The 25,421-nt window shown below is 63.0% G+C and carries 22 protein-coding genes and 1 pseudogene; 9 read left to right on the plus strand and 14 right to left on the minus strand.

Going from position 1 to position 25,421, the window contains the following annotated elements; all coding sequences use genetic code 11:
- Positions 1-89: 89 nt before the first annotated feature.
- Positions 90-1,652, minus strand: a complete 1,563-nt coding sequence (locus tag JQ611_RS14190; protein ID WP_212389900.1) for a 2-isopropylmalate synthase — start codon at positions 1,650-1,652, stop codon at positions 90-92.
- 786 nt (positions 1,653-2,438) lie between these two features.
- Between JQ611_RS14190 and JQ611_RS14195 the strand changes: the two genes are divergently transcribed.
- Both JQ611_RS14195 and JQ611_RS14200 read left to right on the plus strand, forming a co-directional pair.
- A complete protein-coding gene (locus tag JQ611_RS14195) occupies positions 2,439-2,888 on the plus strand; it encodes an MgtC/SapB family protein (RefSeq protein ID WP_212389901.1) in 450 nt (149 codons plus the stop codon).
- A gap of 109 nt (positions 2,889-2,997) precedes the next feature.
- Positions 2,998-3,255, plus strand: a complete 258-nt coding sequence (locus JQ611_RS14200) for a hypothetical protein (RefSeq protein WP_192737945.1) — start codon at positions 2,998-3,000, stop codon at positions 3,253-3,255.
- A gap of 84 nt (positions 3,256-3,339) precedes the next feature.
- Here the strand turns inward: JQ611_RS14200 and JQ611_RS14205 are convergent, their stop codons facing one another.
- The 6 genes and pseudogenes from JQ611_RS14205 to JQ611_RS14230 form a co-directional block, all read right to left on the minus strand.
- The gene (locus tag JQ611_RS14205) at positions 3,340-4,263 is read right to left on the minus strand and encodes a polyphosphate kinase 2 family protein (RefSeq protein WP_212465790.1); all 924 of its coding nucleotides are present in this window, start codon (positions 4,261-4,263) and stop codon (positions 3,340-3,342) included.
- Positions 4,196-5,240, minus strand: a pseudogene (locus tag JQ611_RS14210) (branched-chain amino acid ABC transporter permease). Before JQ611_RS14210 ends, JQ611_RS14205 begins: the two are co-directional and overlap by 68 nt.
- A complete protein-coding gene (locus JQ611_RS14215) occupies positions 5,237-6,118 on the minus strand; it encodes a branched-chain amino acid ABC transporter permease (RefSeq protein WP_192737948.1) in 882 nt (293 codons plus the stop codon). The pseudogene JQ611_RS14210 and the gene JQ611_RS14215 overlap by 4 nt, the downstream one beginning before the upstream one ends.
- Before the next feature lie 226 nt (positions 6,119-6,344).
- Positions 6,345-7,049, minus strand: coding sequence for an ABC transporter ATP-binding protein (locus tag JQ611_RS14220; RefSeq protein WP_212034425.1), 705 nt, complete (start codon positions 7,047-7,049; stop codon positions 6,345-6,347).
- A 2-nt stretch (positions 7,050-7,051) separates the two neighbouring features.
- Positions 7,052-7,819 carry an ABC transporter ATP-binding protein gene (locus tag JQ611_RS14225; protein WP_212266533.1) on the minus strand — a complete coding sequence of 256 codons (768 nt, stop codon included), beginning with the start codon at positions 7,817-7,819 and terminating at the stop codon, positions 7,052-7,054.
- An 18-nt stretch (positions 7,820-7,837) separates the two neighbouring features.
- Positions 7,838-9,148, minus strand: a complete 1,311-nt coding sequence (locus JQ611_RS14230) for an ABC transporter substrate-binding protein (RefSeq protein WP_212389904.1) — start codon at positions 9,146-9,148, stop codon at positions 7,838-7,840.
- 273 nt (positions 9,149-9,421) lie between these two features.
- Here JQ611_RS14230 and JQ611_RS14235 point away from each other — a divergent pair, with 273 nt between their 5' ends.
- Positions 9,422-10,249, plus strand: a complete 828-nt coding sequence (locus JQ611_RS14235; RefSeq protein ID WP_212465792.1) for a FadR/GntR family transcriptional regulator — start codon at positions 9,422-9,424, stop codon at positions 10,247-10,249.
- A gap of 26 nt (positions 10,250-10,275) precedes the next feature.
- On the opposite strand, the gene JQ611_RS14240 is transcribed toward JQ611_RS14235, so the two are convergent.
- The gene (locus tag JQ611_RS14240) at positions 10,276-10,986 is read right to left on the minus strand and encodes an NUDIX hydrolase (RefSeq protein WP_212465793.1); all 711 of its coding nucleotides are present in this window, start codon (positions 10,984-10,986) and stop codon (positions 10,276-10,278) included.
- Between the two features lie 43 nt (positions 10,987-11,029).
- Entirely contained in the window at positions 11,030-12,058 is a 1,029-nt protein-coding gene (locus tag JQ611_RS14245) for an ABC transporter substrate-binding protein (RefSeq protein ID WP_212465794.1), read from the minus strand.
- A gap of 208 nt (positions 12,059-12,266) precedes the next feature.
- Between JQ611_RS14245 and JQ611_RS14250 the strand changes: the two genes are divergently transcribed.
- Complete coding sequence (locus tag JQ611_RS14250) at positions 12,267-12,716, plus strand: cupin domain-containing protein (protein ID WP_212266521.1); 450 nt, start codon at positions 12,267-12,269, stop codon at positions 12,714-12,716.
- A 21-nt stretch (positions 12,717-12,737) separates the two neighbouring features.
- Here the strand turns inward: JQ611_RS14250 and JQ611_RS14255 are convergent, their stop codons facing one another.
- The 3 genes from JQ611_RS14255 to JQ611_RS14265 all read right to left on the minus strand — a co-directional run bounded on the left by JQ611_RS14255 (position 12,738) and on the right by JQ611_RS14265 (position 15,751).
- Positions 12,738-14,006: an MFS transporter gene (locus tag JQ611_RS14255; protein ID WP_212465795.1), complete on the minus strand. Its 1,269-nt coding sequence runs from the start codon at positions 14,004-14,006 to the stop codon at positions 12,738-12,740.
- Positions 14,007-14,141: 135 nt separating this feature from the next.
- Positions 14,142-14,927: an ABC transporter permease gene (locus JQ611_RS14260; protein ID WP_192737957.1), complete on the minus strand. Its 786-nt coding sequence runs from the start codon at positions 14,925-14,927 to the stop codon at positions 14,142-14,144.
- Complete coding sequence (locus JQ611_RS14265; protein ID WP_212465796.1) at positions 14,927-15,751, minus strand: ABC transporter ATP-binding protein; 825 nt, start codon at positions 15,749-15,751, stop codon at positions 14,927-14,929. The genes JQ611_RS14260 and JQ611_RS14265 overlap by 1 nt, the downstream gene beginning before the upstream one ends.
- Positions 15,752-15,991: 240 nt before the next feature.
- Between JQ611_RS14265 and JQ611_RS14270 the strand changes: the two genes are divergently transcribed.
- The 5 genes from JQ611_RS14270 to JQ611_RS14290 all read left to right on the plus strand — a co-directional run bounded on the left by JQ611_RS14270 (position 15,992) and on the right by JQ611_RS14290 (position 21,628).
- The gene (locus JQ611_RS14270; protein ID WP_212465797.1) at positions 15,992-17,131 is read left to right on the plus strand and encodes a hypothetical protein; all 1,140 of its coding nucleotides are present in this window, start codon (positions 15,992-15,994) and stop codon (positions 17,129-17,131) included.
- A gap of 143 nt (positions 17,132-17,274) precedes the next feature.
- Complete coding sequence (locus JQ611_RS14275) at positions 17,275-18,075, plus strand: ATP-binding cassette domain-containing protein (RefSeq protein ID WP_212389910.1); 801 nt, start codon at positions 17,275-17,277, stop codon at positions 18,073-18,075.
- On the plus strand, positions 18,072-19,631 hold the full coding sequence (locus JQ611_RS14280) for an ABC transporter permease/substrate-binding protein (RefSeq protein WP_212465798.1): 1,560 nt from the start codon (positions 18,072-18,074) through the stop codon (positions 19,629-19,631). Before JQ611_RS14275 ends, JQ611_RS14280 begins: the two co-directional genes overlap by 4 nt.
- Before the next feature lie 42 nt (positions 19,632-19,673).
- Positions 19,674-20,561 (plus strand): dienelactone hydrolase family protein, encoded by an 888-nt coding sequence (locus JQ611_RS14285; protein ID WP_212465799.1) that lies wholly within the window; start codon positions 19,674-19,676, stop codon positions 20,559-20,561.
- 131 nt (positions 20,562-20,692) lie between these two features.
- The gene (locus JQ611_RS14290; RefSeq protein WP_212465800.1) at positions 20,693-21,628 is read left to right on the plus strand and encodes a DUF1932 domain-containing protein; all 936 of its coding nucleotides are present in this window, start codon (positions 20,693-20,695) and stop codon (positions 21,626-21,628) included.
- Between the two features lie 112 nt (positions 21,629-21,740).
- Here the strand turns inward: JQ611_RS14290 and JQ611_RS14295 are convergent, their stop codons facing one another.
- Both JQ611_RS14295 and JQ611_RS14300 read right to left on the minus strand, forming a co-directional pair.
- Entirely contained in the window at positions 21,741-23,411 is a 1,671-nt protein-coding gene (locus tag JQ611_RS14295) for a sulfatase-like hydrolase/transferase (protein ID WP_312011960.1), read from the minus strand.
- Between the two features lie 98 nt (positions 23,412-23,509).
- Positions 23,510-25,222 carry a sulfatase-like hydrolase/transferase gene (locus JQ611_RS14300; protein ID WP_212266502.1) on the minus strand — a complete coding sequence of 571 codons (1,713 nt, stop codon included), beginning with the start codon at positions 25,220-25,222 and terminating at the stop codon, positions 23,510-23,512.
- Positions 25,223-25,421 lie beyond the last annotated feature (199 nt).

Below are 25,421 nucleotides of genomic sequence, written 5' to 3' on the forward strand. Positions count from 1 at the left end.
GACGAACCCCAGGTGCGCAATTGCGCACCGGGGAATCTCGAGATTCCGGGTTCGCTTCGCGCCCCGGAATGACGGCGCAACTAGCGCCGTCAGCTCGCCACCGCCGACGACGGCATGTCGCGCTCGCGCTTCATGACGATCTTGTTGAGCGCGCCGAGATAGGCTTTTGCCGAAGCGACCAGCGTATCCGGATCTGACGCCTTGGAGGTCATTGAGCGGCCTTCATGGGCTAGCCGCACCGAGACCTCGGCTTGCGCGTCGGTGCCTTCCGTGACCGCGTGGACCTGGTACAGCTCGAGCTTGGCCTCGTGCGGCACCAGCGCCTTGATGCAGTTGAACACTGCATCGACCGGGCCATTGCCTTCGGCCTCCTCGATCTTGGTCTGGCCGCCAATGTCGAGCTTCATGGTGGCGCGCTGCGGCCCATGGGTGCCCGCGATGACCGTCAGCGACGTCAGCTTGATGCGGTCATGCGAGTTGGCGATTTCCTGGTCGACCAGTGCCTCGATGTCCTCGTCGTAGATGTCCTTCTTGCGGTCGGCCAGCGCCTTCATCCGCACGAAGGCGTCTTCCAGCTGGTTGGCGCCGAGCTTGTAGCCCATCTCCTCCAGCTTGTGCACGAAGGCATGACGTCCGGAATGTTTGCCGAGCACCAGCGACGACTTCTTCAGGCCGATCATCTCGGGGCGCATGATCTCGTAGGTCGAGGCGTCCTTCAGCACGCCGTCCTGATGGATGCCGCTTTCATGGGCGAACGCGTTACGGCCGACGATCGCCTTGTTGTACTGCACCGGGAACGAGGTTGCCGCCGACACCAGTTTCGAGGCCCGCGTCAGCATTGTGGTGTCGATCTTGTTCCACCACGGAAACACGTCGTTGCGGACGTTCATCGCCATCACGACTTCTTCCAGCGCGGCGTTGCCGGCCCGCTCGCCGATGCCGTTGACGGTGCATTCGATCTGGCGCGCGCCGCCGGCGATACCGGCCAGCGAATTCGCCACGGCCATGCCGAGGTCGTTGTGGCAGTGCACGGAGAAGACCGCCTTGTCGGAATTCGGCACCCGCTCGATCAGCGTGCGCATGAAGCGGGTGTATTCCTCGGGCGTGGTGTAGCCGACGGTGTCCGGAATGTTGACCGTGGTGGCGCCGGCCTTGATCACGGCCTCGACGATGCGGCAGAGATAATCCATCTCGCTGCGGGTGGCATCCTCGGCCGACCATTCGACGTCGTCGATCTGGTTGCGGGCGCGGGTGACGTTGGCGATCGAGAGCTCCATCACCTGCTCGGGCGTCATGTTCAGCTTGACGCGCATGTGCAGCGGCGAGGTCGCGATCACGGTATGGACGCGGCCGCGCCTGGCGAATTTCACCGCTTCGGCGCAGCGGTCGATGTCCTTCGGATTGGCGCGCGACAGACCTGCGATGACAGAGTTCTTGGAGCGGCGGGCGATCTCGCTGACCGCCTGGAAGTCGCCTTCGGAGGTGATCGGGAAGCCGGCCTCGATGACGTCGACGCCCATGTCGTCGAGCATCTCGGCGATCTCGATCTTTTCCTCGAACGTCATGGTGGCGCCGGGGCACTGCTCGCCGTCGCGCAAGGTGGTGTCGAATACGATTACGCGGTCCTTCTCGGACTTATTGGCTGTGGTCATCTGCAACTTCCTTTGGGTGGTGCGCCGTTTTTTGGGCGCTGAAGGGTTCCTTGATCTCACGCAACCCCTGAGTGCCCAGGCGCAACCGCCCAGACGGCCCTCAGGGGCCGATAAGAAGCAGAAGCCCGCCAATAAGGAGGGTGGGCAAGGACGCAGCCGGAATCGCGCAGGTACGAACGGCCGAGGCCGATCCACCCTGAACTCCAACATTTTCGCTGCGAATCAGCATTGCCAGACCCTTGAGGAGACGAAATCCTTAGCCAAAACCATTGACAGTTCGTTGCCGGGACCACGTTCCATGGCCGTTCTAGACGAGAAATATGGCCGGCCGCAATGCCAAAAGATGGTCAGGATGGATGACCTAACGGGGCAAAAGCATCGCAGGGTAAACGGCGCCCTCCCCTTAGCATCCCCCGGACACGCAGCCGTGAGGGGTCAGCCTCCCCTTCCCCGTCGTTGCGCCGGGTTGAAAGCCAGGGCGCGCGAACCATCTCTAGCCAGGGTGGAGATTTGTAAAATGGAGCGGCGCATGAGCCCTCGGTTTCTCCTGCTGACCTTGCTGGCGGCCTTTGGCCTTGCGGTTCTGTTTGCAACGCTCACAACGGTCCGGCAGTTGCACATCCAAACGTCCGCGATCACACAACCGCTGCACCGGGGTTGAGCGCCGCGGATACGCCTTACGCGGATGCCACATTTGTTCCACCATCCCTGAGCGCTTAAAGCCGCATGGTGATACGCGGATGCCGACTGTATGACCGGTGATCGGTTCATGGACGGGGCACGCGTTTGGACAGGTTTCAGATCGGTAGTCACATCATTGCGCTGGCCGCCGCCTTCGCGCTCGCGGTGCCGATCGGCTGGGATCGCGAGAAGCGCGCACGAAGCGCCGGCTTAAGGACGTTTCCGCTCGTCGCCCTGGCCAGTTGCGGCTTCGTGCAAGCCAGCGAAAACCTGCTCGTGCACTCCCCCGACGGCATGGCGAAAGTCATCGAAGGGCTGATTACAGGCATCGGCTTCATCGGCGGCGGCGCCATTCTCAAACAGGGCACCTCCGTTCACGGCACCGCGACCGCGGCAAGCCTGTGGGCGACCGGCGCGATCGGCGTCTCCGTCGGCCTCGGCAGTTATGACGTCGCCGTCACGGTTGCCATTTTCACCTTCCTGACGTTGCGCCTCCTGACGCTCGTCAAGGATGAGAGCGATGAAGGCGAAGGCGGCAAACCCGATCGGACCTGACGGGGTGACAGCTGAAGGTGCATTGTTGCGTTAGCCGCTGCCTCAACTTTTGCGTAAAGCCGGTTTATGGACGTAAGCTGCCGGTACCGATCCGACAGGAGGCTGTCTCATGCCAAAGAAGGGGGTTACGGGCCATGACGAGTGGGTGGTGACCCAGGCACTCGCCACGGCCCTGGTCGCGCTCGAACAGCTTCCGGAGAAGATTCAGCCGCGACCCCATATGGAGGATCTTCGGAAACTCCTGATTGCCGGCTGCGCCCCCGGTAGCGAGGGTCTGCATCTGGCCCAGGCGAAGTGCCGGTTGTTCCCACAAACCGACCCGGAGACGATCTACCGGGAGTACGGCCTGGAGGGTGGTCGGGACTGAGGGTCAGTAGGATGGGTAGAGCGCAGCGAAACCCATCATCTCACCCGCGGAAGCCTCGATGGGTTTCGCTGCGCTCTACCCATCCTACTTCTTCGCAACCTCGCCCTTCTCCTCCGCCAGCAGCGCCTCACGCACCTGCTTGAACTCGCTGCGGTCGGCCTTGTCGACCTCGGGGAAACGCAAATCCAGCCGGTCGAGCGCGCTGACGATGGTCGAGCCGATCACGACGCGGGCGAACCATTTGTGGTCGGCCGGCACCACATGCCATGGCGCGTGGCGCGCCGACGTGTGACGGATCATGTCCTGATAGGCGGCCTGGTACTTTGCCCACAGCTTCCGCTCGGCAATATCGGCCAGCGAGAATTTCCAGTTCTTGGCGGGCTCGTCCAGCCGGGCGAGAAAGCGCTCGCGCTGCTCTGCCTTGGAGATGTTGAGGAAGAATTTCAGGATCACGGTGCCGTTGCGCGCGAGGTAACGCTCCATGGCCGAGATATCCTCGAACCGTTCGCGCCAGATATTCCCAGTCACCAGCTTTTTCGGAATCTTCTGCTTGCCGAGAATCTCGGTGTGCACGCGCACCACCAGGCATTCCTCGTAATAGGAGCGGTTGAAGATGCCGATCCGGCCGCGCTCGGGCAGCGCGATCATGCTGCGCCAGAGAAAATCGTGGTCGAGCTCCTTGGTCGACGGCTGCTTGAACGAGGTGACCTCGCAGCCCTGCGGGTTGATGCCGTCGAACACGCTCTTGATCGCCGAGTCCTTGCCGGCGGCGTCCATGCCCTGAAACACCAGAAGCATCGACCAATTGTCCTGCGCGTAAAGCTTTTCCTGATACTCGCTCAGCCGCTTGCGATTGGCCTCGATGATCTTCTCGCCCTTGTCTTTGTCGAGACCGCCCTTCTCGCTGGTCTTGTGCGATTTCAGGTGAAACTCTCCTCCGTCAACGCGAAACGGGGCGACAAAGGGTTTTAGCGTATCGCCAAGCGGTTGCTGTGATTTCTTGCTCATGAGGCTACGGGCTTCTTCCTGGGTTGCGTCTTGAACCGATCCATGACGCTACCAAGAATGCCCTTGGGAAGGAATATGATGAACAGCACCAGCAGCACGCCGTAGACCAGATTGTCCCAGCCCACCGCCTTGGTCCCGAACCAGATGCGCAAAAATTCGGCAAGCAGGATCGTGATGATGGCTCCGACCGTCGGCCCGAACGACACGTAGACGCCGCCGACGATGACGGCGAACACCATCTGCAGCGACACCGCAATGCCGCTGACCGTGTCGGGCGAGATGAACATCTGGTACTGGCAGTACAGCGCGCCCGCCAGCGCCGTCATCAGCGCACTGATGATGGTGATCTTGAGCTTTTCGAAGGTCACGTTGACGCCGGCGGCGGCCGCCGCGTCCTCGTCGTCCGAGATCGCCTCCATGGCGTAGCGGCTCATGCTGCGGTCGACCCATTGCCAGATCAGAAGTCCGACCACCCAGACGAACAGCGCGATCAGATACCACGTCGTCTTGTCGTCGAACTGCAGCGCCAGCAACTGGCTGCCCTTGGTGCGGTTCGGCGTGTAACCGAGCGAGCCGCCGGTGTAGTCGCGCGTCGCGGTAATGACCTGCAGCACGATGCCGGACAGCGCCAGCGTGACCAGCACGAAATAATGCCCGGTGATGCGGTAGCGGAAGCAGGGATAGGCGACGATGACCGCGAGCAAACCCGCGCACACCATGCTGAGGGGAATTCCGATCCACGGCGAGACGCCGAGATGGTTCCAGAGCAGCGCCGTGACGTAGGCGCCGACTCCCATGAAGCCGCCATGGCCGAGCGACACCAGGCCGAAGCGGCCCATGATCGACCACGACGTGTAGGCGAACGACCAGATCAGGATCAGCACCAGGATGTGCAGATGATAGGGCTGGCGATAGACGAAGGGCAGCGCGATCAGCGCCGCTATTCCGACGACCCAGGCAATGGTTCGCGCGTTCACGAGCGCCTCGCGAATAGGCCCGCGGGCCGGATGAACATCATGACGATGAAGAAGGCGAAGGCGAGCACGTAGCCCCATTCGAGGTCGGAGAACAGGCCGCCGAGCGAAATGATCTCGGCGAACACGAACGCCGCGATGAAGCCGCCCACAAAGTTGCCGAGCCCGCCGAGCACGCAGATCAGGAAGGTGATCGGCCCGAACGACAGGCCGACAAAAGGATGCACGTCGTATTGCAGCACGAGGAGACAGGCAGCCAGCCCCGCCAGCGCCCCGCCCAGCGCCGAGGTGACGAGGTAGATGCGCTTGGTGTCGACGCCCATCAGCGACATGATCTGGCGGTCCTGCGAGATGGCGCGGATCGCGGTGCCGGTATAGGTGCGTGTCATGAAGAAATAGACGCTGACCATGCCGATCAGGGCTGCGGCAAAGGACAACAGCCGCGAATAGCTGAAGTGCATCTCGCCGAGCGCCAGTACCGGCAGGCGGATGCCGAGATTGCGGAAGTCGATGCCGAAGGCGACAGTGGCAAAGCTCTGCAGGATGAACAGCACGCCGCCGGTGGCGAGCAGCTGGTTGATCGGCGGCGCGGTGAGCAGCGGCGCGATCACGATGTAGTGCAATGCTGCCCCCAGCAGCGCCACCAGCAAAATGGTCAGCGGCGCCGCCGCCCAGTACGGCAGGCCGTAAAACTGGACCAGATAGTACATGCCGTACATGCCGATCATGACCAGCTCGGCATAGCAGATCCAGGTCACGTCGATGACGCCGAAGATCAAATTGAGCCCGAGCGCCAACAGCGCCAGCACCCCGCCGAGCAGGATGCCGTTGACCACGGCTTCCAGCAGATAGATGTCGAAGATATCAAGAAATCCCTGCATCGCTTTGCCCTAGACCGTGACGACATTTGGTTGAGTTGGCGCAGCCGTCATCCCCGGATGAGCGCATTCGCGCTCACTCGGGAGGAGCGAGCGCAGCGAGCCTCGAAGGATGGGCCACGGGTACTTATCCTTCGAGGCGCGCAAGAGCGCGCACCTACGGGTGAACGCAATTGCGTTCATCCCGGGGATGACGAGAGACTGTCTGAACGCGCCAAACGTCATCATGCTAAACCCCGAGATACGCCTGCTTGATCGTATCGTTGCTCATCATCTCCGCCGAGGTACCGGACGCGCGGATGCTGCCGGCCTCGAGCAGGTAGGCGCGATCGACCACGCGCAGCACCTGCTGCACGTTCTGCTCGACGATCAGCACCGTCAGCCCGCTGGCGCGGATCCGCTTCACCAGCTCGAACACCTGCTGAACCACGACCGGCGCCAGACCCGCCGACGGCTCGTCGAGCAGCAGCAGTTTCGGGTTCGACATCAGCGCGCGGCCGATCGCGCACATCTGCTGTTCGCCGCCCGACATGGTGCCCGCCATCTGGCTGCGGCGTTCCTTCATGCGCGGAAACAGGTCGAACACGAATTCCAGCCGCTCGGCATATTTGGCGCGGGCGCCTTCCATGTAGGCGCCCATCTTCAGATTGTCGTCAACCGTGAGCCGCGGAAACAGCCGGCGGTTTTCCGGCACATGCGCGATGCCGAGGCTGACGATGCGATGCGCCGGGGTCGCCAGCACGTCGGTGCCTTCCATCGAGATCGAGCCTCTGGTGGGCCGGATCAGGCCGGAGATCACCCGCATCAGCGTGGTCTTGCCGGCGCCGTTGGGGCCGATCACGCCGACCGCCTCGCCCGCCTTGACGTCGAGGCTGACACCGAACAACGCCTGGAAAGTGCCGTAACCCGCATCGACCGATTTCAATTCGAGCATGCCTAGTCCCCTGCCCGCCGGCGCGCTTCCCCGGCCGCGGCTAGAGTCGAATCCGCATCGGTGCCGAGATAGACCTCGATCACGCGGGGATCGCTCGACACCGCACTCGGCAAGCCTTCGGAAATCTTTTCGCCGTGGTCGAGCACCATGACGCGATCGACCACGCGCATCAGCACGCCCATGATGTGCTCGACCCAGATGATGGTGATGCCGAGTTCGTCGCGGATCCTGCGCAGCATGTCCGCCGCAGCATCCATCTCTTTCTCGTCGAGGCCGCCGAGGCTTTCGTCGGCAAGCAGAAGTTTCGGCCCGGTCGCCAGCGCTTTCGCAAGTTCGAGCTTCTTCAGGCCGGCGGCCCCGAGGCCGTCGACGGTGGCATGGCGATCGGTGGTCAGGCCGACCATATGAAGCGCCTTTTCGGCGGCCTCATCGGCCTTGGCGCGGCTGTGGCTGCCCTGGCCGTAGTAACCGGCCAGCGCCACGTTTTCGAAGATGCTGAGCCGGTGAAACGGCCGCGGGATCTGGAAGGTGCGGCCGATGCCGCGGTTGATAATGCGATGCGGCGCGACGCCCGCGATCTCCGCGCCGTCGAACAGAATCGAGCCGGCGGTCGGGACCAGCGTGCCCGACAGCATGTTGAAGATCGTGCTCTTGCCGGAGCCGTTCGGCCCGATCAGGCCGAGAATCTCGCCCTGTTCGACCCGGAACGATACGTTGTTGACCGCGGTGAAGCCGCCGAAGCGCTTCACCAACCCGTTCACCGTCAGCACCCCAGATACTCCGCTAACCTACTGGCTGCTGAAGGTGGTGCCCTTCGGCAGGGGCAACACGGCCTCGCGTTGCGCCTGGCTCTTCGGCCACACCACATACGACTTGTCGTCGACATACTGGATCACCACCGGGAACGAGCGTTCGTTCTGGCCGGCCATCTGCTGGCCTTCGCCGTAGAACTTGACGCCGAAGCCGAGCATGGTGCCGCCTTCCGGCAAATCGACTTCGAGCGAGGCCTTGCGCAACGCCTCGGGATCGACGCCGCCATACTTCTTGATCGCGCGCGGCAGCACCTCGGTCATGAATACGTAGGTGTTGGACGCGGCCATGCCGACATGGGCGGAACGGATGGCGACGCCGGGTTTGGCCTTGTCGAACTCCTCACCCACCATCTTGATCATCGGCGGCAGCTTCGGATCCATCGACTTCTGGTTGGCAAGCCAGATCGAGATCGGGTCGGTGTTGAAGACGTAGTTGACGTCGGCGCCGAGGCCTTCCTTCAGCTTCTCGTAGACGCCGTAGCCCGCGCCATGGCCGACCAGCGCGCCGAATTTCAGGCCCTGCTCGCGCGCTTGGCGCAGCAGCAGCGTGATATCCGGGTTGTAGCCGGTGTGGAAGACCACGTCGGGCCGGCCGCGCTTCAGCTTGGTGACGAGCGCGGAAAGATCCGGCGCGGTGGCGGAATAGCCCTCCTTCAGGACGACGTTGAAGCCGGCCTTCTTGGCGCCCGCCTCGTTGCCCTTCGACACGTCGACGCCATAGGCGCCGTCTTCATGGATGATCGCAACCCGCAGGTCCTTCGGCTCCTTGCCGAACTTTTCCTTGGAGTTCTGGGCGATGAAATCCATCGTCATCAAGCCGAACTGATCGCCACTGGCCTGCGGGCGGAAGATATATTTGAAATTCTTGTCGGCGAGCACCGCCGAGGAAATGCAGGTGGTGATCCACATGAACTTCTTCAGCTGCTCGACGCGGGCGGCCACCGGCACGCATTGCGCCGACGAGAAGAAGCCGAGCAGCATGTCGACCTTTTCCTGCTCGACGAGGCGGATCGCCTCGTTGATGGCGACATCGGGCTTGCTCTGCGCGTCGGCGTAAACCGCCTCGATCTTGTAGCCTTCGACGCCGGTCTTGCTGAAATGGTCGAGCATGATCTTGGCGCCGGTGTATTGCAGCTCGGAACCGCCGCCGGCCAGCGGGCCGGTCAGGTCGTAAATCACGCCGATCTTGATTTTCTTTTCCTGGGCCTCGGCGGCAACCGCCATCCCCAGCACCGCCACCGCGGCGGACAGCCCGACAAACAGGCGCGCAACCTTGTGCCCCGGCATCAAATCCTCCCTGTATATGGTGCGATGCACCTTTTTGTTTTTGTCGTATCTCTTTTCGACATCACACGGGTAGCGCCGTGTGATGTCAAGGCAATAACCAAGGTTACACTGTCGCGGCACCTCGGCATCCAAAAAATATCAGTCGCAGCACAACCGATGCGCGCAGCCGCTCAATCATCGGATGTTAAACATCGGATGATTGCTAGCATACATCACCCATGCTAGCAAATCGCAATCTCAGCCAAATCTCAACAACGTCAAGAGGAGAAGGAGGTGGCCAAGCCGAAGAGCGCCGACAAGCGTGTCAAGCCGGGGCGCATCCGCAACGTGTTGACGACACTCGGCCGCGAAATTGCGCAGGATCTCATTCCGGTCGGAGCGGCCCTGCCACCGGAGCCGGATCTCGAAACCCGCTTCGGCGTCGGACGCGGCGTGGTGCGGGAGGCCATCAAGACGCTCGCCGCAAAAGGACTGGTCAGCGTCCGCCCCCGGCATGGCACCCACGTGCTGCCGCGCAGTGAATGGAGCCTGCTCGACCGCGACGTTCTGAGCTGGCTGGTCGGCAAGGACGAGCCGGGCCGCGATCTTCTGCTGGCAATCCAGGAAGTCCGCTCGATTATCGAGCCGGCGGCCGCAGCGCTCGCCGCCGAGCGCGCCACCAAGAACGACCGCTGGCGCATCAATGCGGCTTTGGCCGCGATGGAAACCGCGCAGGATCAGGCGAGCACCATCGCCGCGGACAAGGCGTTTCATCTCGCGATCCTCGACGCCACGCACAACCCGGTGCTGCAAGGCTTCCGTGGCGCCATCGACACCATCCTGAGCACGGTTTTCATTGTCGCGGTGGGCAGCGCCGGCTGGTTCCGGGACAATTTGCCCAATCATGCCGCCGCCGCACGCGCGATCGAGAGCGGCGACGCCGAGAAGGCGCGGATCGCGATGGAGCGGGTGCTTGGCTACACCAAACTCAAGCTGTCGAACCGCAAGACGGCGACCGCCGCCGAGCGACGGTCGGCCGGCACGGTCGCAAGCACGCCAACGAAAAGAGCAATCGTCAAGAAGGCGAGCGCCAACAAAAAGCGAAAGCGCCACGTGTCGTAGTATGAAACGCTCGACCCATGTCCTCGCTACGCCGCAAACTGCGCCTCAATGAACGCCGTCACGAAGCGTGGCATCGCTGAGGTGAGATCGCGCGTTCCGCGCACCAGATGAATGGCCGACAATTCGGGCGATTGCTGCAAAGCGAGATTGGCCTCGATCCGGCTGCGCAATGCCTCGCCCGATATATCGACGTGCAACAGCCGGATCATTGCCAGCGCCGGGCCGGTGTAGACGCAATGCCAATCCGGATCGCTCCGGTATTCCCCCGGCACGAGACCGGTTTCTTCCTCGAGCTCGCGCGCCACACTGCCGGATATGTCGAGCGCGCCATCCCTGACGTCGTCGAGATCGGGCGTGCCTGACGGAAAATAGATTCGTCCGGCGTTCGAGGTGTGCTGGCCCATCTCGCCGAGCACGAATGCGCCGTCAGCGCAGCGCAGCGCGCCCATCCCAAAACCGTTGAACACGTCCCGGTCCGGAAAGCCCCAGTCACGCAAGGCCAGGAAGCTCGCGAAATCAGTCTCGAAATAGCCGGCCGTGAGGTGACTGCCGGCAAACACAGGATGGCGTCCGAGCAGCACGCGCCCGTTCCACAGTTCGGGATTGTCACGCTGCGCCTGCGCGAAATGCGCATCGATCTCCGCCCGCCGCGCGGCGGCGAACGGCCATGACCAGGATTCGACCGGCAGATCGAGCGAGGTAACGCGATGAATGACCGGTGGTGTCGTGCCATTCATCGCCGCATCACTTCCGACATTGCGTCACGCACGACTTCACGTGTTATTTGGCGCTCGAGCCGGTCGTCTTCTTGACCTGATCGACATATTTGTTGGTGTAGGTCTTGGTGACGTCGATGTTGGCTTTTGCCACCTCGGGTGAGCTTTCGCTGAACACCGCCAGCACCGCATCCGCGCCCTTCGGGTCCATCTTGCCGTTCAGCGAATACATCGGGATCGTGTTCTTCAGCGCCGCCAGATACAGCTCCTTGTTCTTGCCGACGATCTCTTCCGGCATTTTCGCCATGATCTCTTCCGGCGAATGGGAGCGAATCCAGGTCAGCGTGTTGACGATCGCCGTGGTCAAAGCCTGCACTTCCTTCTCGTGGGATTTGATCCATGCCGCCGTGGTGTAGAGCGAGCCGCCCGGATATTCGCCGCCGAACACTTCGAGCGTATCCTTTTGCGTCCGGGTGTCGCTGAGGATCTTGAGGTCGGGATAGCTGCCCTGCAGCACCGTGACCGATGGATCCAGCATCACGGCCGCGTCGATCTGGCCCTGCTGCATCGCCGCGACAGCGGTGGCGCCAAGGCCGACACCGATCACCGAGGCGCTGGTCGGATCGAGGCCGTTTTTCTTGAGCAGATACTTCAGGAAGAAGTCGGTCGAGGATCCCGGCGCGCTGACGCCGACCTTCTTGCCGGCTAGATCCTTGATCGAGTTGATTTCCTTGTTGTGCGAGGGCGACACGACAAGCACCAGCCCCGGATAGCGGTCATAGACCACGAACGACACCAGCTCCTGCTTCTTGGCCGCCAGATTGACGCAATGGTCGAAATAGCCGGAAACCACGTCGGCGCTGCCGCCCAGCACGGCCTTCAGTGCATCCGAGCCGCCCTTGAGATCGACCAGCTCGACGGCAAGGCCGGCTTTTTCGTATTCGCCGAGCTGCCTGGCCAGCACCGTCGGCAGATAGCACAGGCAGGATCCGCCCCCGATCGCGATGGTGACCTTGCTTTGCGCTGCGGCAAAGCCTGACGTCAGGACCAGCGCCAGCAGCGCCCCGGCCAGCCGGCCAACAATTTTCTTCATGGTTTCCTCCGATGGGTTGCCGACAGGATAATGCAGTGCACAGGCCTTGAGAAGGCGACTTTGCCGACAATGCGAGGGCCATTATTGCAACGCTGGTCCGCTCGCTGCGGTTTATTCCATCGCGGATGCGTGGTCTTTCGTCGCGCTGGCGAAGTGCGGCTTCGCGGCGTAGCATTCCGCCGCAAAAGTTTCCCTGGGAGGACTATCCATGAATCGTATCGCCATCACCTTGTCAATTGCCACCGCCTTTGCCGCCGGCTGCGGCGTCACGCATCTGCTGCGCCCGGCCCTTGCCGCCGAAAACATCACCGCGCAGGTCATCTCGACCGGCGATCTCGAAGGGGACAAGCTGTCTCCTCTCAACGCCGGCGGCATGCGCAACAAAATGCTGGTCTCCGCGGATGGCGTGACCATCGCGATCCAGGATGGCAGCCCGCCGAAGCATCTGCATGCCAACGCCAACGAGATTCAGTACATCCTCGAAGGCACCGGAACGATCTGGCTTGGCGACAAGGAAGTGACGGTGAAGCCGGGCGACCTCGTCGTCATCCCCAAAGGCACCCCGCATGGCGGTACCAAGCCTGTCGGCCGCACAATCAAGGCGATCGCGATCAAGACCCCGCCGCAGGCGCCGGATGACACGAAGATCTTGAACTGAGGGTATCACCGTCGTCCCGGCTCAAGGCCGGGACGACGAGAGACCCAACCCCCGCCCCTCCGCCGCGGCCGGCCGCCCGCGCTGGACCACGATTACCGCCGCGATCAGCTGTAGCGCGATGCAGAGCGCAATGGGCGTCTCGTACCCGCCGGTCCAGCTCTGAACGACACCGAGAAAGGCGGGCCCCAATGAGCCAATGGTTCCGCTGATCGCATTCGACAGCCCCATGACGACGACAAAGCTCGCGGCGCTGAACTCGCGATGCATGATGAGCGGCGGCAGTGTGATGAGATTGCCGACCGAAAAGCCGAATACCGCGCAGGCAGCCAGTACAATCGGAATCGCATCGAAATACAGGATGCTCAGGAGTGCTGCCGCCTGACTGACGATCGAGATAGCGGTGACGCGCCGCGGATCGAATCGGTCGACGACCATGCCGAGGCCGAAGCGGCCGGCGATCGCCATCAATGTCATCACCGAAACCGCCAGACCCGCATTGGCGCGGCCGATCTTCGGCTCGAGCATGGCGATCTGGTGCACGATAAAACCGATCTGGGCCACGAGCGCCAGTGCAAACGGGATCGAGATGGTCCAGAACGCGACACGGCGGATGAGCTGCGCGCGCGAAATGTCGCTCGAGGCGGAAGCCGTTTCGGCATGCAGCGGATCAGCCGGACCTCCGGCCGATGGCGGGCCGATCCAGGCGACCGTGACAGGTACGAGAACGGCGACCATGACCGCGGTTCCGGTCAGCATCGCGGCGGCAAAGCCGAACCGTTCGACCAGATACACCAGCGAGGGCGTCACGATGACGCCGCTAAAACTGGCGCCAGTGAAGGCCAGGCTGATGGCGAGACCGCGGCGGCGGACGAACCAGAGGCTTACGATGGTCGCGCTCACGATCGTCCCCATCCCGATCCATCCAAGCGACATCAGGGCAAACGCGATGTAGAGCTGCCACGGAGTGACCGCGAACGCGAGCAGCGTCATCGACGTCGCCAGTGCCGCAATTCCGAACAAGACGAGCCGCCGCGGACCCAGCCGGGTCATGAGTTCGTTTGTAAACATCGCGAAAATGTTGGCAAGCAGGAGCGACACCGTGCTCGCGCCCGAGATCAGGGCCGCCGGCCAGCCGTTCAGACGCTGCAGCTCGGCCAGGTAGACGCCATGACCGTAAAGGCCAAAGCCGAACAGAAACAGCGCCATGAGGAAACAGGCGAGCACGACACGCCAGCCGGCGTAGCGCAGCAATGTCTCATCGGATTGGGTTGCGTCCTGTGCGGGGATCATTTGCTTTCGGGCGGTCGCGCCGATCGAAGCCGCGCATGGGTCGGCCCGGCTTGATCATGCGTCAGTTCGCTCGCCGAAGGCGAGTAACAATTAAGCAGACGTCTGTAACAAGGCCGCGGCCTCCGACGGCGTCGATCAATCCCGCGCCACGGGCGCCGGCCGCCACACCAAGAGCCGCCGCTCGACCAGCGTCACGCCGAAATCGATCAGGATCACGAAGGCCGACAGCACGAACATGCCGGCGAAGACAGCGCCGACGTCGAACACGCCCTCGGCCTGCTGGATCAGGTAGCCGAGGCCGGCCGCCGATCCCAGATATTCACCGACGACGGCGCCGACCACGGCGAAACCGACCGCGGTATGCAGCGAGGAAAACATCCACGACAGCGCCGAGGGCCAGTACACATGCCGCGTCAACTGCCGTTCGCTCATGCCGAGCATGCGGCCATTATCGAGCACGGTGGTGCTGACCTCCTTGACGCCCTGATAGACGTTGAAGAACACGATGAAGAACACCAGCGTCACGCCGAGCGCGACCTTGGACCAGATGCCGAGCCCGAGCCACAGCGCGAAGATCGGCGCCAGCACCACGCGCGGCAACGCGTTCATCATCTTGACATAGGGATCGAACACCGCGGCGACGCGGGGCTGGCGCGCGAACCAGAAGCCGACCAGCACGCCGCCGACCGAACCGATCACGAAGGCCAGGACCGACTCCCACAGCGTGATCATCAGATGCTTCCAGATCACGCCGGTCGCGAACCATTTGTAGATCTGGCTGGCGACATCGACCGGGGTCGAGAAGAAGAACGGCGGCAGCAGCATGCGGCCGAACACCGGCACGGTGGCAAAGAACTGCCACAGCGAGAGCGCGACCACGGCGACCATCAATTGCCAGAACAGCAGCGTCAGGCGGGACATCAGGAGGCCTCCGCCGCTTGCGAAGACTGCGCGTAACCCTTCATCACTTCATCCTTCAGAACGCCCCAGATTTCCCGGTGCAGCTCGTGGAACTGCTTTTCCATCCGCACTTCCGAGATGTCGCGCGGGCGCGGCAAGGCCACCTTCCAGTCGCCGATGATGCGCGCGCCGGGTCCCGCCGACATGATCACCACGCGGTCGGCCAGCGCGATCGCCTCTTCGAGATCGTGGGTCACGAACAGCACCGCCTTGCGGTCGGCGGTCCATAGTTCCAGCAAGAGATTGCCCATGATCTGGCGGGTTTGGGCGTCGAGCGGCCCGAACGGCTCATCCATCAGCAGGATCTTGGGATCGCGGATCAGCACCTGCGCGAGCCCAACGCGCTTGCGCTGCCCGCCGGACAGCATATGCGGATAGCGATTGCCGAACGCGCCGAGCCCGACCGACGTCAACCAGCCCTGCGCGCGCTCCAGCGCCATCGCCCGCGGCGCGCCCTTGATCTCGAGGCCAATGGCGACATTGTCGATCGCGGTCTTCCAGGGAAACAGCGCATCGGCCTGAAACAGATAGCCGGCGTCCCGATTGAGCCCGGTGAGCGGCTGGTCGAAAATCCGCACCGCGCCCGCGGCCGGCTTCAACAAGCCGGCGGCGACGTTCAGCAGCGTCGATTTCCCGCATCCGGTGGGACCCACGATGGCGACGAACTCGCCATGCGCGACCGAAAGCCGGGCCTTTTCCACCGCCGTATAGACCCGCGCGTCGGCCAAGCGGAATGCCACCGTCGCCTCATCAAGCGCGACCGCCGTAGGCTGTACCGTATCCACTGCGTCCCCTCCCCAATTTGGGTCATGCCTTAGCGGTTACGAACGATAAGTTCAACGCGGCACCGCAACGTGGTAATTGATCTTATTGCCATTGCTGGAGGCCGGGCCGCCACCCCGGTCACCGCTTCTTTTTGCCAGCACGACCGGTCTGCTTTGGTGATCGCCAATCGACAGACCCATCGCCATGCAACGAATTTGGGTATCTACTGATCTGTTCGGAATTCATGCCGGAGACGTTCAATGAAGCGGGGGTTTCACCTCGTCGGATCGGCGGTACTGCTGGTCATCACGTGGGCCGTGATCTTTGAGATTGGGTTTCGGCTGCAGCAGTATTTCGGTCCGCTGTACGATCTCGAAATGGCTGGTGTCAATTTGAACTGGCAATCCGACGTGGTGAACCATCAGCCGACACCGCAAGACCAGAATCTGTGCATCTACGGCGATTCGACCGGCTTCAGCTACAAGCGATCGTTTGACGCGAACGGCATCAGGATCACCGACGATTCGGCACAGCAGGCCGAGTGCGAAAACCCGGTTTCGGTCCTGTTCCTCGGCGATTCCTTTATGGAAGGCTACGACGACAAGAACACGCTGCCGTATCACGTTGCAAAATACTTCAAGACAGAGCGCGGTTCCTGCCTGAAGACCTACAATGCGGGATATACCTCGTATTCCCCGGCCATCTTCGTGCCGCAGGCCAAGAAGCTGCTGCCGGTACTGCGTCCCGACTATATCGTGGTCGACGTGGACGAAACCGATCTGTACGACGACTTCGCCCGATACCGCGGGCTGATTGTCCGCAACGAACGCGGACAAAATGTCGGCGTCAAGGCTTCACCCATTGGACGCGAATGCAGCCTCGGCCTGATGGAAGCTCGCAAGCATCCCCTGTACCTGATGCGCTTTGCGGCAAAGCTTTGGCACTCCTTTGTCCATATGCCAGCGGTGGTTGAGAAGAACCGAACGGACTTCACCCTCTTTTCCTATTCGCAGGACCAGGGCGCCGATCTCGAACGGAAATATGCAGAGCCGCTCCTGAGTTTCAGGAACAATCTGCAGGAGCTGGCAGAGGTGCTGAAGGATTACACCAGGGACGGCAGCCGCGTGCTGTTCATCTCTCATCCACATCTCCAGCACCTCAAACCCGACGCCAAGGGCCGCCTGTGGAACAATCTCGTCAGCTCTTCGGTGCAAAAGATTTGTGTAGCCAACAGCTTTCTTTTCTTCAATGCCACCGAGGCACTGAAGAAGCGGTCCGGATCGCGCCCCGAGCGCTTCTATTGGGGAGGTAACGATATGCATCTTAGTCATGAGGGACTGGCGGAATATTCCGCTGCCGTCGCAGCGTTTATGGCCTCGGCGATGATCCCGAAGGACTGACCGCGTCACCTCAATGGCCTGCCGGCCGACGAGGCCATCGAATGGCGTTACCGCGTGCCGGCGGCAGAAAAAGGTTGGCACCCGGCTCACGATTAGCCGATTGTTCGGCTATCGCTATTTCCCTTGCAGAGAATCCACGCCGAATGCCCGCCTCGTCTCTCATCTCCTACGCGCATGTCGGCAAGACCTTCGACGGTGGCCGAGGCGCGAACCGCGTGGTGGCGGTCGACGACGTCTCGCTCGATGTCGCCGAGGGTGAGTTCCTGGCCATTGTCGGCGGCTCCGGGTCAGGCAAGACCACGCTGCTGCGGCTGGCCAACCGGCTGATCGACGCCGACGAGGGCCACGTCACGGTGGAAGGCGAGGACGTCCGCAATGTCGACCCGATCGGTCTGCGCAGGCGGATCGGCTACGTGTTCCAGAGCGGCGGGCTGTTTCCGCATCTTTCCGTCGCCGGTAATATCGGCATCACGCCAAAGCTGCTCGGCTGGCCTGCGGACGAAATCGCGGCGCGGGTCGATGAATTGGTCGATCTGGTGCGGCTCGACCGCGCGCAGCATCGCGACCGGCTGCCGCATGAATTGTCCGGCGGCCAGCGCCAGCGCGTCGGCGTGGCGCGGGCGCTTGCCGCGAAACCGCGCATCGTGCTGATGGACGAGCCGTTCGGCGCGCTCGACCCCCTCACCCGCGACGCGCTCGGCGACGATTATCGCGAATTGCACCGCCGGCTCGGGCTGACCACGGTCATGATCACCCATGACATGACCGAAGCCATTCTGCTCGCCGACCGCATCGCTATCATGCGCGGCGGACGGCTTCTGGCCCAAGGCACGCCCGCCGAACTCTCTGATAGCAGCGACGCTTACGTCGGCGAGTTGCTGCGCACGCCGCGGCGGCAGGCAGAACGGCTCGGCGCGCTCCTGCCGCGGGATGGCGCGGCATGAACCTGTTCGCCGATCCACGCTGGAGCGAGGCGCTCGGGCATCTGCCTGACTATCTCGGCAACCATGTCCGCGTCAGCGTCACCGCACTGGCGCTGGGGCTCGCGGTCAGCCTGCCCCTCGCGATTGCGGCACGCAATCGTCGAGCACTGCGCGGCGCGCTGCTCGGGCTTGCCAGCATCGTGCAAACCGTTCCGGGCCTGGCGCTGCTGGCGCTGTTCTATCCGCTGCTGCTGGCGCTCGCGGCGGTGTCGCTGTCGTGGTTCGGATTTGGATTTTCCGCCTTCGGTTTCCTCCCCGCCGTGCTGGCGCTGGCGCTCTATTCGATGCTGCCGGTGCTGCGCAACACCATCACCGGCCTGCAGGGCGTCGATGCCGCGATCCTGGAAGCCGCACAGGGTGTCGGCATGACGCCGCGGCAGTCGCTGTTCACGGTGGAACTGCCGCTGGCATTGCCGGTCATGATGGCGGGCATCCGCACCGCGGCGGTCTGGGTGATTGGCACCGCGACGCTGTCGACGCCGATCGGCCAGACCAGCCTCGGCAACTACATCTTCGCGGGATTGCAGACCCAGAACTGGGTGTTCGTGCTGTTCGGCTGCCTGTCGGCCGCGGTGCTGGCGCTAACCGTCGATCAATTGCTGGCACTGATCGAAAGCGGATTGCGCCACCGCAGCCGCGTGCGCGCCATGCTTGGCGGCGCCGGCATCGCGATGCTGGTCGCGGCGACGCTGGTGCCCACCATGACGCGCTCGCAAACCAGCTATGTCATCGGCGCCAAGACCTTTGCCGAGCAGTATGTGCTGTCGGCGCTGATGGCGCAGCGGCTGCGGGCCGCCGGCCTCTCCGCCAGCTCGCGCGAAGGCCTCGGCTCGAACGTGATCTTCGGGGCGCTGGCCGCCAACGACATCGATTTCTACGTCGATTATTCCGGCACGCTGTGGGCCAATCAGTTCCAGCGCAGCGATATCAGGCCGCGCCAGGAAGTGGTCGACGAGTTGAAGTCCATGCTTGCCAAACAGAACATCACGCTGCTCGGCGAACTCGGCTTCGAAAACGCCTATGCCCTGGTGATGCCGCGCAAACGGGCGGAGCAGCTCGGCATCCGCAGCATCACCGATCTGGCGCCGCACGCGGCAGGAATGTCGATGGCCGCGGACTACGAGTTCTTTTCACGGCCGGAATGGGCCGGGCTGAAAAAGGCCTATGGGCTGTCGTTCCGCGCGCAGCGGCAGATGCAGCCGGACTTCATGTATGCGGCGGCAGCTTCCGGCGAAGTCGACGTGATCGCGGGCTATACCAGCGACGGACTGATCGCGAAATACGATCTGGTGGTGCTCGCCGATCCCAGGCACGCGATCCCGCCCTATGATGCGATGGTGCTGCTCGCCCCCAGGCGCGCCGGCGATGCGGCGTTGCGGGCGGCGCTGCAGCCGCTGCTCGGCAAGATCGATATCGCCGCGATGCGCGAGGCGAATTTGCGCGCGGCCGGCAACGACGCGACTTCATCGCCCGATGCGGTGGCGAGGTGGCTGTGGGAGAAGATCGGGACGAAGTAGGTGACCTGCGCTAAGGTGTTCCGGCTCACATGGAACCGCGCCGTGAATTTTTCGCGCACTCTCGTACTGCCTGCCGTGGGTATCGCTGCGATGTCGGTACTGATATCCGGAACGACCGTTGCCACCGCAGCACCCCTGCCCGCGCGCGTCACCTTTGCCAGTGCCGACGGGCGGACGACACTGGTCGGCTATGTTTTTTTGCCGGAGGTGCCGCATGCAGCGCGCACGCCTGCGGTGGTGATGATGCATGGCCGCGCCGGCGTTTATTCCTCGGCCGCCAACGGCAAATATGACGCCTCGACGCTTTCGAAACGCAATCAGCAATGGGGACACATCTGGGCCCGGCAAGGTTATCTCGCCATCCTGGTCGATGGTTTTGGTCCTCGCGGCTATCCAACTGGTTTTCCCCGTTTCAGCTACGATTCCCGGCCGGATGAATTGAATGAAGTCACCATTCGCCCGCTCGACGCCCATGCCGCGCTGGCTTACCTGCGGACACGCAGCGACGTGATCGCCGATCGGGTCGCGCTGCAGGGCTGGTCCAACGGCGGTAGCGCCACCCTGGCGACGATGTCGGTGAGCGCGCCCGGCATCACAGCGCCGACGCCCGCAACCGGCTTCCGGGCCGGATTGGCGTTCTACCCGGGCTGCGGCCTGAAAGGCCAGTTCGCCGACGGGATCAAGCCTTACGCTCCGGTGCGCGTGTTGCATGGATCGGCCGACGAGGAAGTCTCGCCGCGGCGCTGCGCCGACTTCGTCGCCAAGAGCCGCGCGATCGGTGGCGACATCCAGTTCCAGCTCTACCCCGATGCGGCGCATGGTTTCGACGATCCCAGTCCCTCGCGCCAGAGCGACGTCGCCAATGCGTCCGCGACCCGCGACGCAATCGCACGCGCGATTGCGTTCTTTGCAAGCGTGCTGAAGCCGTAGGCTTTTGTGCGGGACGGGAGCCTGCTTGAAATCCGGCATCAAAGACTGGCAAGAAGCGATCGAGAAAGCCGGAATTCAACACCGGTAGCCGCGTTGCCCTTCACCGGGCCACCGATCTGGAGAATGTCTTGATGAACGCACCCTCGACCAATCCCCGCCACTGGAATGTAGGTCTCGTCGGCTATGGCGAAGTGGGTCGCATTCTCGCCGAGGACCTGCGCAAACAGGACGTGAAGGTCGCTGCCTACGATATCAAGCTGCGCAGCGATCAGACGGGTTCCGCCCTGCGCGACCATGCTTTCGCACATGGTGTCGCGCTTGCGGCGTCCCATGCCGATCTCGCCGCGAGAGCCGATTTCATCGTTTCCGCCGTCACCGCAAGCCAGGCTGTCCCGGTCGCGCAGGCTTGCGCGCCGGCCGTGAGGCAGGATGCCTGGTTCCTCGATTTCAATTCGGCATCGCCGGGCGCCAAGCAGCGCGCCGCCGGCCTGATCGACGGCAAGGGCGGCCGCTACGTCGAAGGCGCAGTGATGACCTCGATCCCGCCGTACCGCATCAAGGTGCCCTTGCTGCTTGGCGGCGCCGGTGCCGAGGCGCTCGCGCCGCTGCTGGTGGAACTCGGCTTTGACGCCAAGGTGGCAAGCCGGGAATTGGGCGTCGCTTCGGCGGTCAAGATGTGTCGCAGCGTGATGATCAAGGGCCTGGAAGCGATGGTGATCGAGAGTTTTACCACCGCGCGCGCCTATGGCGTCGAGGACGCGGTGCTGGCGTCGCTCACGGAAACCTTTCCCGGCATCGACTGGGAAAAACAGGGCACCTATTTCTTCCAGCGCGTGATCGAGCATGGCCGCCGCCGCAGCGAGGAGGTTCGCGAAGTGGCTGAAACCGTGCGCGAGGCCGGCCTCGCACCATGGTCGGCGGAAGGCACCGCCGAACGCCAGGCCTTCATCGCTGATCTCGCCGACGAAGGCCTGTTCGGTGCGAAAGGCACCGACGCGTTTGCCCGCAGCCCCGACTGGCGCGTGGAAGCCGACCGCATCCTTGCCGCCGTGAAGAAGAAGGGCTGAAAGACCGGGACCCAAGCGAAACACCGTCATTGCGAGGAGCAAAGCGACGAAGCAATCCAGATCTTGCTTTGCCGCCCGATGGATTGCTTCGCTGCGCTCGCAATGACGAGTACTACAGTCCCCGCACGAGGCCGGCGTCGATCAGGAGGCGGTTGAAGCGCCTGGCCTCCGCGCCGTCCTTGCAGGCATAGAACACGCCCTTGCATCGCAGCATGATGCTCTTCTGCTCCTTGAACGAAGGATCGAGCGGAACGCCGGCGGCGTCCTGGATGACGAGCGGAATGTAGGCAGCATCGAGGGTTGCGAGGGCCGACGACAAATCGGGCGGCTGGAAGTTGATTCCATCCAGCGCATAGTAGGTCGAGAAGTAACGCGGATCCGCACTCATCAAACGTTGCCCCAGCAGTTTCCGGTCGATGCCGGGCTCGAGCAGTTTCTGCGAGATTGCCGGTTGATGATCGCCGAAGCGCAGCACCAGGAACGACTGGTCCGGATAGTCGCGCGCCAGCCGTGCGGTGAAATCGCGGTAGTCGTTCGCCGTCATGCTCTGGCGACGAATATACTCGTCGATCTCCGGCGTATTTCCCGGCGGTTTCCAGTCCGGCGTCAGATCGGGCCGGTAGACACTGGTCCAGGGAAAATGATTGGCCGTGAGATACACGAACATGAAGACCGGCGACTGTGACGCTTGCTCGTCAGCAAACGCCTTCAAGGCCTGATCGAAGTAGAACTTGTCGGGCTGCATGTCCTCATCGACGCCCATGTCGGCCATGTCGATGAACCTGTTGACGCCGACACCCTTCTGGAACGCCCGCGCGCTGAGGAAGTCGCCATAGGTCGGATAGAGCGAGACGGTCTTGTAGCCGCAGCGCTGCAGCGCTTGCGGCAGGCCACGCTCGATGCGGTTCGCGGTGATCCTCGTGACGTAGAACTTCAGATCGCCGAACGAGCGCGCCGACATGCCGGTCAGGACATTGAACTCGGTGTACCAGGTCGGGCCGCCTGTCGCCTCCGCGATCATGGTCCGTCGCTTGCCGTCGGTGGATTTGAAGTAGTCGGAATAGCCTGGCGGCACCTTGACGCCGGGTGCTGCGGTGATGTCGAAACTCGACTCGTCGAGCAGCATGATGATGTGCGGGCGCTTGGCAGTGGTATCGCATTTTTCGTCTGGCGGCAGCGCCGGCCGGGCCGTGGCGTGCGCTCCCGGAGCCAGGCCAAGCGAGCCGTTCGCCGGCGGATCGGCCTCGATCCATCCGGTCGAGGCCAGCCGCGACACCGCGACCACGCCCGAGCGCGCGAGGTTGGAAATATGATTGATGCCCTGGAACGGCTCCCAAGGCTGCTCGGGCGCAGCGACCGACATCGCCGACATCGACACGGTCGTTGCGGCAAGAAGCGCCAGCACAGGCCCGCGAGCTGCGCGAAGCGGATCGGCGCGCCAGATCGCCCACAGCAGCGGAACGGCAATCACCGCCGCCACGATCAGCTGCGTCCGCAACTGTGGGAACACCGAGAGCAGGAACGAAAACGTATCGCGATCGATGATCAGGAAATCGAGGAACGTCAGAGATAGCTGCAAAATGTCGAACTTGAAGCGCGACAGCACGATTAGCAGCACCACCAGAACAAGCGCCAGCGCCGCGGCGACGCCGGGCCGCCGCAGCACCAGCAGCAACAGGCAATTCACAAAAACCCACGCCAGCAGCGCGAGCGTGATCCCAACGAATCCGTATTCCGTGCTGAGCAGGACAGCCAGGGCCGCAAGATGCAATGCGGCGACCACGCCGACGCCGGCATAGAACCAGACCCCGCGCGATGCTGTATCGCCGGTTCGGCTTGCTGCAGGTTTGGCGGAGGCTGGAATACTGCCCTCCCTTGTTGCTAGAGGTTTTTCACGTAACCGGCGTCGATCAGGAGCCGGTTGAAGCGTCGGGCTTCCGCACCGCCCTTGCAAGCATAGAACACGCCCTTGCATCGCAGCATGATGCTCTTCTGCTCCGAAAAGGAGGGATCGAGCGGGATGCCGGCGGCCTCCTGTACCACCAGCGGCAGATAGGCCGCGTCGACGGTTTCCATCACCGCAGGGCTCTTGACCGGTTCGAAATTGATGGCGTCGATCGCATAATAGGTCGTGAAATAGCGTGGATCGTAACTCTCGAATTTCTTGCCGGCGGCGGTCTCGTCAATCCCGGGATCGAGAACATGCGACGAGAATTCCGGCTGATGGTCGCCATAGCGCACGATCAGGAACGGCTGCGCCGGGAACTTCTTTTTCAACCCCGCGACGAACGCCGCGTAGTCGTTGGCGCTCATGGTCTGCCGGCGCACATATTCATCGACCACGGGCGCGTTGCCGGGCTTCGACCAGGATGGCGTCAGGTCCGCACGAAACGGCGTCTCCCACGGGAAGTGATTGGCGGCGAGATAGACGAAAATGAATTGCGGGTTCAGTGCTGCGTTCTGCGATAACAGGTTCAGGGCCTTGTCATAGAAGAAGCTGTCGGGCTCGATGCCCTTGGCGCCGAGATCGCGTGCATCGTAGAATTTCTGGATGCCGGTGGTAGTGTGGAAGCCGCGTGCGCTCATGAACGCGCCGTGAGCGGGATAGAGCGAGGTCGTGCTGTAACCGCAGCGGCGCAGCGCGAGCGGCAAGCCGCGCTCGACGCGGCCCGCTGCGATACGGGTCACGAAGTAGGAAAACCGGCCGAACGAGCGCGACGAAAGCCCGGCCAGCACGTTGTATTCGGTGAACCAGCTCGCTCCGCCGCTGCTTTCGGCCACGAACTTGCGCGCCTTGCCGTCGAAGGAGTCGAAATGACTGCCGTAGCCCGCCGGGACCTTGACGCCCTGCGCCTGGCGAATGTCGAAGCTCGACTCATCATGGACCATGATGATGTGCGGCCGCCGCCCCGCCGGGGCGCATGAATCCACCAGCGGCAGCTTGAGGCGACCGGCGGAGACGGCGTCGGACTCCATGAAGCCGTAGTTGACGAAATCCGAGACCGCGGTAACGCCGGAACGGGCGAATTTGGACAGATAGCCGTCGGGATAGTAGCCGCGCCAGGCCTCGTCCGGCCAGGCAAAGGCGTATCCGGTGAGCGCGGCAAGGCAGGCGAGCATCCCCGCCAGCGCCGGCAACCGGCGGATCCGGAACGGATCGAGCCACCAGAGCGCATACATCAGCGGGATCGTCACAAGGCCCGCCGAGATTACCGACCAGCGCAGGTTCGGAAAGATCGTAAATAAGAAAGCCGCACTGTCGCGATCGATCACCATCAGATCGACGAAGTTAGCGGTCATCTGCACGACGCCGTGCTTGAACTGCGACAGCAGAACTAGCGCCACCACCAGCGTCAGCGACAGCGCGCCCGACAGCGCGGGCCGGCGCAGCAGCGCGATGAACAGCAAGTTCAGGATGCCCCACGACAGTGCGAAGCACAGGCGCGAACCGAAATCGGCCTCGGTCTGCAGCATGATCGCCAGCGCGGCCATATGCGGCGCGGCGACGGCCAACAGCCGCCATATGCCGATCGCGGCAATGCCGGCGGTAACCGCAGCGGTGGCAGAGGGACCTGGGTTTGGCGCGGGCGCCATGGGCGGGACGCAACACTACCCGGCGCAATGCAAATGCCTTGGCTGGCGACGGCCAGGAGACGCACGACGCAGCCGGAACCTGGCCGTGTCATGAAAACGTAGTGTAAACGTCATGAACAGGCAATGAATTTGCCGTTGCAACGCAAAGCTTTAGTGAATCCGGCTGACGCTGGCCCACGCCGCTAACTTCCCGCCAGCC

The organism is Bradyrhizobium sp. AUGA SZCCT0182 (assembly GCF_018130185.1).
Classification (GTDB): Bacteria; Pseudomonadota; Alphaproteobacteria; order Rhizobiales; family Xanthobacteraceae; genus Bradyrhizobium.

What these genes read in the sequence shown, in the direction of transcription:
- JQ611_RS14190 (WP_212389900.1), bottom strand. Translation starts at nt 1,652, where the DNA reads ATGACCACAGCCAATAAGTCCGAGAAGGACCGCGTAATCGTATTCGAC.
- JQ611_RS14200 (WP_192737945.1), top strand. Translation starts at nt 2,998, where the DNA reads ATGCCAAAGAAGGGGGTTACGGGCCATGACGAGTGGGTGGTGACCCAG.
- JQ611_RS14205 (WP_212465790.1), bottom strand. Translation starts at nt 4,263, where the DNA reads ATGAGCAAGAAATCACAGCAACCGCTTGGCGATACGCTAAAACCCTTT.
- JQ611_RS14215 (WP_192737948.1), bottom strand. Translation starts at nt 6,118, where the DNA reads ATGCAGGGATTTCTTGATATCTTCGACATCTATCTGCTGGAAGCCGTG.
- JQ611_RS14220 (WP_212034425.1), bottom strand. Translation starts at nt 7,049, where the DNA reads ATGCTCGAATTGAAATCGGTCGATGCGGGTTACGGCACTTTCCAGGCG.
- JQ611_RS14230 (WP_212389904.1), bottom strand. Translation starts at nt 9,148, where the DNA reads ATGCCGGGGCACAAGGTTGCGCGCCTGTTTGTCGGGCTGTCCGCCGCG.
- JQ611_RS14240 (WP_212465793.1), bottom strand. Translation starts at nt 10,986, where the DNA reads ATGAATGGCACGACACCACCGGTCATTCATCGCGTTACCTCGCTCGAT.
- JQ611_RS14245 (WP_212465794.1), bottom strand. Translation starts at nt 12,058, where the DNA reads ATGAAGAAAATTGTTGGCCGGCTGGCCGGGGCGCTGCTGGCGCTGGTC.
- JQ611_RS14250 (WP_212266521.1), top strand. Translation starts at nt 12,267, where the DNA reads ATGAATCGTATCGCCATCACCTTGTCAATTGCCACCGCCTTTGCCGCC.
- JQ611_RS14255 (WP_212465795.1), bottom strand. Translation starts at nt 14,006, where the DNA reads ATGATCCCCGCACAGGACGCAACCCAATCCGATGAGACATTGCTGCGC.
- JQ611_RS14260 (WP_192737957.1), bottom strand. Translation starts at nt 14,927, where the DNA reads ATGTCCCGCCTGACGCTGCTGTTCTGGCAATTGATGGTCGCCGTGGTC.
- JQ611_RS14270 (WP_212465797.1), top strand. Translation starts at nt 15,992, where the DNA reads ATGAAGCGGGGGTTTCACCTCGTCGGATCGGCGGTACTGCTGGTCATC.
- JQ611_RS14275 (WP_212389910.1), top strand. Translation starts at nt 17,275, where the DNA reads ATGCCCGCCTCGTCTCTCATCTCCTACGCGCATGTCGGCAAGACCTTC.
- JQ611_RS14280 (WP_212465798.1), top strand. Translation starts at nt 18,072, where the DNA reads ATGAACCTGTTCGCCGATCCACGCTGGAGCGAGGCGCTCGGGCATCTG.
- JQ611_RS14290 (WP_212465800.1), top strand. Translation starts at nt 20,693, where the DNA reads ATGAACGCACCCTCGACCAATCCCCGCCACTGGAATGTAGGTCTCGTC.
- JQ611_RS14300 (WP_212266502.1), bottom strand. Translation starts at nt 25,222, where the DNA reads ATGGCGCCCGCGCCAAACCCAGGTCCCTCTGCCACCGCTGCGGTTACC.